The organism is Collinsella sp. CLA-ER-H2, assembly GCF_040092405.1.
Classification (GTDB): Bacteria; Actinomycetota; Coriobacteriia; order Coriobacteriales; family Coriobacteriaceae; genus Collinsella.
This window is the reverse complement of the sequence record NZ_JBBNLO010000029.1, coordinates 21520-27618: the sequence shown is the minus strand read 5'-3', so window position 1 is coordinate 27618 and position 6099 is coordinate 21520. Positions and strand designations below refer to the sequence as shown.

Genomic DNA, 6099 nt, shown 5'->3' with positions numbered 1-6099 from the left:
TACATAGAGCTCTATTACAATAGGGTGCGCATGCATTCCACCCTGGGCTACATGTCTCCAGTGGAATACGAGCGGCAATACGCTTGAGGATCCTTAAAAGAAAGTCCAGTTTATCCTTCCCACTCCACTTGGATACGCCTAGGCGCGGTCCAAGAAATCGTCCGCACCCCCTTATTGGTGTAAAAGGCGGGTCATGCTTGGTGGCGGGTTTGTTATCCGTTTGTAAAGGCTGGGCTGGGCTTGCGGTAAGGGTCTATCAAATGCCCGTAAGAAACCGCAGTTGGCGCGGGCGCTGCCCGGTCGGGGTCGTATCTTTCCAAACAGCAAAGCGGGCAGGGTGCCCGCGAGTCGCGTGTACGAAAGGAAGATCATGCTCGATCAGGCTTATTCTCGTCGTCAGTTCCTCGGCCTCGCTGGTGGTTTTGCCAGCATCGTCGGTCTCGGTCTCGTTGGTTGCGGCGGCTCCGGCGCATCCGACGCCGCCGACAAGGGTAGCGCCGCTGCTACTGCCGAGTCCGTCTCCGGCGAGGTGACCTACGACGGTGCCTCCTCGTTCCAGGCTCTCGTCGAGGCTGCTGCCGAGAAGTTCATGGACGCCAACCCCGACGTCTCCATTTCCGGTTCGGGCAACGGTTCGGGCAAGGGTCTGACCGCCGTCGCCGCTGGCACCGTCACCATCGGTAACTCCGACGTCTTCGCCGAGACCAAGCTCGAGGCCGACCAGGTCAAGAACCTCGTCGACCACGAGGTTGCCGTCGTGGGCATGGGTCCCGTCGTTTCCAAGAACGTGACGGTCGACGACCTGTCCCTCGAGCAGCTCAAGGGTATCTTCTCTGGCCAGATCACCAACTGGAAGGAGGTCGGCGGCGACGACGCCACCATCGTCGTCCTCAACCGCAAGGCCGGCTCCGGCACCCGCGCCACCTTCGAGGCCGCCGTCTTTGGCGACGAGGCCGTCGACTTTAAGGGCGATGCCGAGCTCGACAAGTCCGGCGACGTCCAGACTCAGATGGGCAGCACCGATAACGCCATCTCCTACCTCGACTTCTCGCACTTCGATGACTCCAAGTTCAACGCCATCAAGGTCGAGGGCGTCGAGCCCAAGAGCAAGAATGTCACTGATGACTCCTTCAAGATCTGGGCTACCGAGCACATGTACTGCTCCAAGGACGCCGACGAGGCCACCAAGGCCTTCCTGGAGTTCATGCTTTCCGACGACGTCCAGGGCAAGCTCGTCGAGGAGCGGGGCTTCATCCCCGTCTCTGCCATGAAGGTCGTCAAGGACGCCAGCGGCAAGGTCTCTGCTAAATAAGTAATCGCCCCGGAAAGGTTTGCAATGGCAAAACAGCTGCCAAAGCGCGACCTTGAGAACGTGGGCCTGGGCGTCACGGGCGCGTGCGTAGCGCTCGTGACGCTTGTCGTTGCCGCGCTCATCTTTATGGTCGCCCAAAAGGGCCTCTCGGCTTTCGTTAAAGACGGCGTCTCGGTCGTCGAGTTCTTCACCGACACCAAGTGGGACCTGGCCAACACAGCCGAAAACAGTCTGCCCTATACCGGCGCCCTGCCCCTGATCGTCACCTCGTTTGCGGTCATGGTACTCTCCACGCTCATCGCGCTGCCCATCGCCATCGGCTCTGCCATCTTTGCGGTCGAGATCCAGCCTAAGTTTGGTTCCAAGGTCTTTCAGCCGCTTATTGAGCTTTTGACTGGTATTCCTTCGGTCGTCTTTGGTCTGATCGGTTTTCACGTGGTCGTCGGCCTTATGAAGAGCGTTTTCCACGTAAGCACGGGCTTGGGCATCTTGCCCGGCGCCATCGTGCTGGCCGTCATGATCCTGCCGACGATGACCACGCTTTCGGTCGATGGCCTGCGCGCCGTGCCCGACAGCTACCGTCAGGGCTCGCTCGCGCTGGGCTACACCCGCTGGCAGACCATCTGGCACGTGGTGCTCAAGTCCGCCATGCCGTCGCTCATGACTGCGGTCATTCTGGGTATGACCCGCGCCTTTGGCGAGACGCTCGCCGTGCGCATGGTCATCGGCGGTATCGAGGCCATGCCGACGTCGCTGCTGTCGCCGGCCTCGACCATCACCACCACGCTCACCACGTCCATGGCGGTCTATGCCGAGGGCTCGGCCCAGGACGATGTTCTGTGGGCGCTCGGTCTGCTGCTGATGGGCATGAGCCTCATCTTCATCCTGATCATCCACCTTATCGGCCGCAAGGGGGCGAAGGCTCGTGGCTAGCACGCGCATCCATATCGACGAGGCGAGACTCGAGCGCGTCCAAAAGCAGGACCGCATCGCCACGGGCGTGCTGACGGTAATCGTCGCCATCGTCATGCTCATCGTCATCTCCATGGTGGCCTACATCCTGCTCGAGGGTGTCTCGACGCTGCTTAAGCCGGGCTTTCTCACGCAGCCCGCGCGCGCCAACGGAACCCAGGGCGGCGTACTCTATCAGCTGTTCGACTCGTTCTATCTGCTGCTGATCACCTTAGGTATCTCGGTGCCCATCAGTCTGGGCGGCGCGGTCTTTCTGGTTGAGTACGCGCCGGACGGACCCATCCGCGACATCGCCTCCACCGCCATCGAGACGCTGTCCTCGCTGCCTTCCATCGTCGTCGGCATGTTTGGCTTCCTGGTGTTCTCGGTGCAGCTGGGCTGGAAGTACTCCATCATCTCCGGCGCCGTCGCGCTCACCATGTTCAATATCCCCATTCTGGTGCGCGTGATCCAGCAGGCGCTCGAGGACGTGCCGCAGGCCCAGCGCGATGCGTGCCTGGCCATGGGCCTCACCCGCTGGGAGGCCACGCTGCACATCCTGATCCCCGAGGCCATGCCCGCTATCGTGACCGGCATCGTGCTTTCGGCCGGCCGCGTGTTTGGCGAGGCCGCGGCACTGCTCTTTACCTCAGGCATGAGCTCGCCGGTGCGTCTGAACTTCTTGAGCTTTAACCTGTCGAGCCCCACCTGCGCCTGGAACGTGTTCCGCCCCGGTGAGTCGCTCGCCGTGCACATCTACAAGATCTATGGCGAGGGCAGCTCCGAGGCCCAGCAGATCGTTTGGGGCACCGCGGCGCTGCTGATGATTTGCGTGCTGCTGTTTAACGTAGTCGCCCGTATCGTGGGCAAACAACTGGCTAGGAAGATGACGGCCGAATGAGCGAGATAAATGCAACGCCCGCAACTGAGGCGGCATCGTCCGAGACCCAGGACTTTTTGTCGAGCGTGGGGGAGAGCGAGAAGCGCGTGCGCGTGAGCGGCAAGGCCGTGAGCGACGAGGTCGTGCTCTCCACCAAGGACGTCAACGTGTACTATGGCGACCACCATGCACTGCACAATACGTCGCTCGACTTCCACAAGGGCGAGATCACGGCGCTCATCGGGCCTTCGGGCTGCGGTAAGTCGACCTTCTTGCGTAGCCTCAACCTTATGAATCGCGAGATTCGCGGCTGCCGCGTGGAGGGCGAGATCAACTATCGCGGGCGCAACGTGAACACCAAGACCGAAAACACCTACGAGCTGCGCCGTTCCATTGGCATGGTGTTCCAGCAGCCCAACCCGTTCCGCAAGTCCATTCGCGACAACATCACGTTTGCGCCCAAGCGCCACGGCATCACCGACCGTGACGAGCTCGACCGCATGGTCGAGGAGAGCCTGCGCGGCGCGGCGCTGTGGGACGAGGTCAAGGACAAGCTCGACAAGAGCGCCCATGCGCTTTCGGGCGGTCAGCAGCAGCGCCTGTGCATCGCGCGCACGCTGGCGCTCAACCCCGACGTGATCTTGTTCGACGAGCCCTGCTCGGCGCTCGACCCCATCTCGACGCTGGCGATCGAGGACCTCATGTCGTCGATCGTTGCCGACCGCGCCATCGTCATCGTGACGCACAACATGGAGCAGGCGTCGCGTGTGTCCAACCGCACGGCGTTCTTCTACATGGGCGATATGGTCGAGTACGACGAGACTGACGAGATTTTCCAACGGCCCAAGGACAAGCGGCTGAATGATTACCTCACCGGCATGTTCTCCTAGTCCGGGACATGCTTGAGGCCCGCGGTGGCCACGGTCGCCACGGGACTGATTGGAGAGGCGGGTCATCTCTTGTGAGAGATGGCCCGCCTTTTGCTCTGCGACCGAAACGACCACCACAAAGGGGACAGGCGCCTTCGTGGTGGTTTGGGGTGGGGCTCGCTGCTATCATGGACAACGTTGAATTTCTACGAAGGAGCAGGGCATATGGCGATTCTTTTGGGATGCGATTCCGTCAGCCTAGAGTTTCCCACCAAGCATATTTTCGATAGCGTGACGCTCGGCGTGGGCGAGGGCGACCGCATTGGTATTGTCGGCAAAAACGGCGACGGCAAGTCGACGCTGCTGAGCGTGCTCGCCGGCACGCTGGAGCCCGACGACGGCCGCGTGACGCACCGTCGCGGCACCACGATTGGTCTGCTCGGCCAAAAGGACCAGCTTGTCGACACCGATACCGTGCATCATGCCGTTGTGGGCGACACGCCTGAGTACGAGTGGGCGTCGAGCCCCCGCACGCGCCAGATTCTCGCCGGTCTTATTAGCGATGTGCCCTGGGAGGGCACGGTTGGCGAGCTTTCGGGCGGCCAGCGCCGTCGCGTGGACCTCGCGCGCCTGCTGATTGGTGACTACGACGTGCTCATGCTCGACGAGCCCACCAACCACCTGGACATGCGCACCATCAACTGGCTCGCGCGTCACCTTAAGGCCCGCTGGCAGCGCGGTCAGGGCGCTATGCTCGTGGTCACGCACGACCGCTGGTTCTTGGACGAGGTCTGCACCAGCATGTGGGAGGTCCACGACGGCCAGGTCGATCCCTTCGAGGGCGGCTATTCGGCCTACATCCTGCAGCGCGTAGAGCGCGACCGCATGGCCGCGGTTACCGAGGAGCGCCGTCGCAACATGGCGCGCAAGGAGCTCGCGTGGCTGAGCCGCGGTGCCCAGGCTCGTTCCACCAAGCCCAAGTTTCGCGTGGATGCCGCTCGTGAGCTGATCGCCGACGTGCCGCCCGTGCGTGACGAGCTGGAGCTCAAGCGCTTGGCCGTGAGCCGCTTGGGCAAGCAGGTTATCGATGTGGTCGACGTGGACGCCGGCTATGCGGATACCGATGGCGCGCCCAAGCAGGTGCTCTCTGACGTGACCTGGCTCATTGGTGCGGGCGACCGCTATGGCCTGCTGGGCGAGAACGGTGCCGGCAAGTCGACGCTGCTCGACGTGATCCAGGGCAAGATTGAACCCACGCGCGGCCGCGTGAAGATTGGCCAGACAGTGCGCTTTGGCGTGCTGTCGCAGCAGCTCGAGGAGCTCGAACCCTACATGGGCGACACGATCCGCGAGGTGCTCGGCAACTATAAGAAGTACTACGTCATCGACGGCAAGGAGACTTCGCCCGAGAAGCTCTGCGAGCGTCTGGGCTTTACGACGCAGCAGCTCTGGAGCCGCATCGGCGATCTTTCGGGCGGCCAGCGCCGTCGCCTGTCGCTGTTGCTGACGATTCTGGACGAGCCCAACGTGCTCATCCTGGACGAGCCGGGCAACGACCTGGATACCGACATGCTCGCGATTGTCGAGGACCTGCTGGACGGCTGGCCCGGCACGCTGATCCTGGTGACACACGATCGCTTTTTGATGGAGCGCGTGACCGACCAACAGTGGGCACTGCTCGATGGCCATCTGACGCATATGCCCGGCGGCGTGGACCAGTACCTGCGCCTGTGCAACGCTACCGCCGAGGGCGAGCCCGTGGGCGCGCCGAGCGCTAAGACCGGCACGTTCGACACCGGTGCGGCGGCTGCTGCCGACAAGCCCAAGTCGAGCGGTCAGCCCAACGGCCTTTCCAACGCCGAGCGTCAGAAGCTCCGCCGCGAGGTGAGCTCGCTCGAGCGCAAGATGGAGACGCAGCGCGCCCGCGTGGAGGAGGCCGAGGCCGCCATGGCCCAGGTCGATCCCACCAACTACACGGCGCTCGGCGAGCAGCAGGCAAAGATCGACGAGGCTCACGCCGCCATGGACGAGCTGGAGATGGCGTGGCTCGAGGCGAGCGAAAAGCTCGAGGGCGAGGAGTAGGCGAG

Annotated in this window: 5 protein-coding genes; all 5 read left to right on the top strand. The window is 62.8% G+C overall.

Features of this window, described 5'->3' with window-relative positions; genetic code table 11:
- Positions 1-370: 370 nt before the first annotated feature.
- The gene (locus AAAX59_RS08300) at positions 371-1312 is read left to right on the top strand and encodes a phosphate ABC transporter substrate-binding protein (RefSeq protein ID WP_349071435.1); all 942 of its coding nucleotides are present in this window, start codon (positions 371-373) and stop codon (positions 1310-1312) included.
- 24 nt (positions 1313-1336) lie between these two features.
- On the top strand, positions 1337-2245 hold the full coding sequence (gene pstC, locus AAAX59_RS08295) for a phosphate ABC transporter permease subunit PstC (RefSeq protein WP_349071434.1): 909 nt from the start codon (positions 1337-1339) through the stop codon (positions 2243-2245).
- Positions 2238-3164, top strand: coding sequence for a phosphate ABC transporter permease PstA (pstA, locus tag AAAX59_RS08290; protein ID WP_349071433.1), 927 nt, complete (start codon positions 2238-2240; stop codon positions 3162-3164). Before pstC ends, pstA begins: the two co-directional genes overlap by 8 nt.
- Positions 3161-4033: a phosphate ABC transporter ATP-binding protein PstB gene (pstB, locus tag AAAX59_RS08285; RefSeq protein ID WP_195192201.1), complete on the top strand. Its 873-nt coding sequence runs from the start codon at positions 3161-3163 to the stop codon at positions 4031-4033. The genes pstA and pstB overlap by 4 nt, the downstream gene beginning before the upstream one ends.
- A gap of 204 nt (positions 4034-4237) precedes the next feature.
- A complete protein-coding gene (locus AAAX59_RS08280) occupies positions 4238-6094 on the top strand; it encodes an ABC-F family ATP-binding cassette domain-containing protein (RefSeq protein ID WP_138374907.1) in 1857 nt (618 codons plus the stop codon).
- Positions 6095-6099 lie beyond the last annotated feature (5 nt).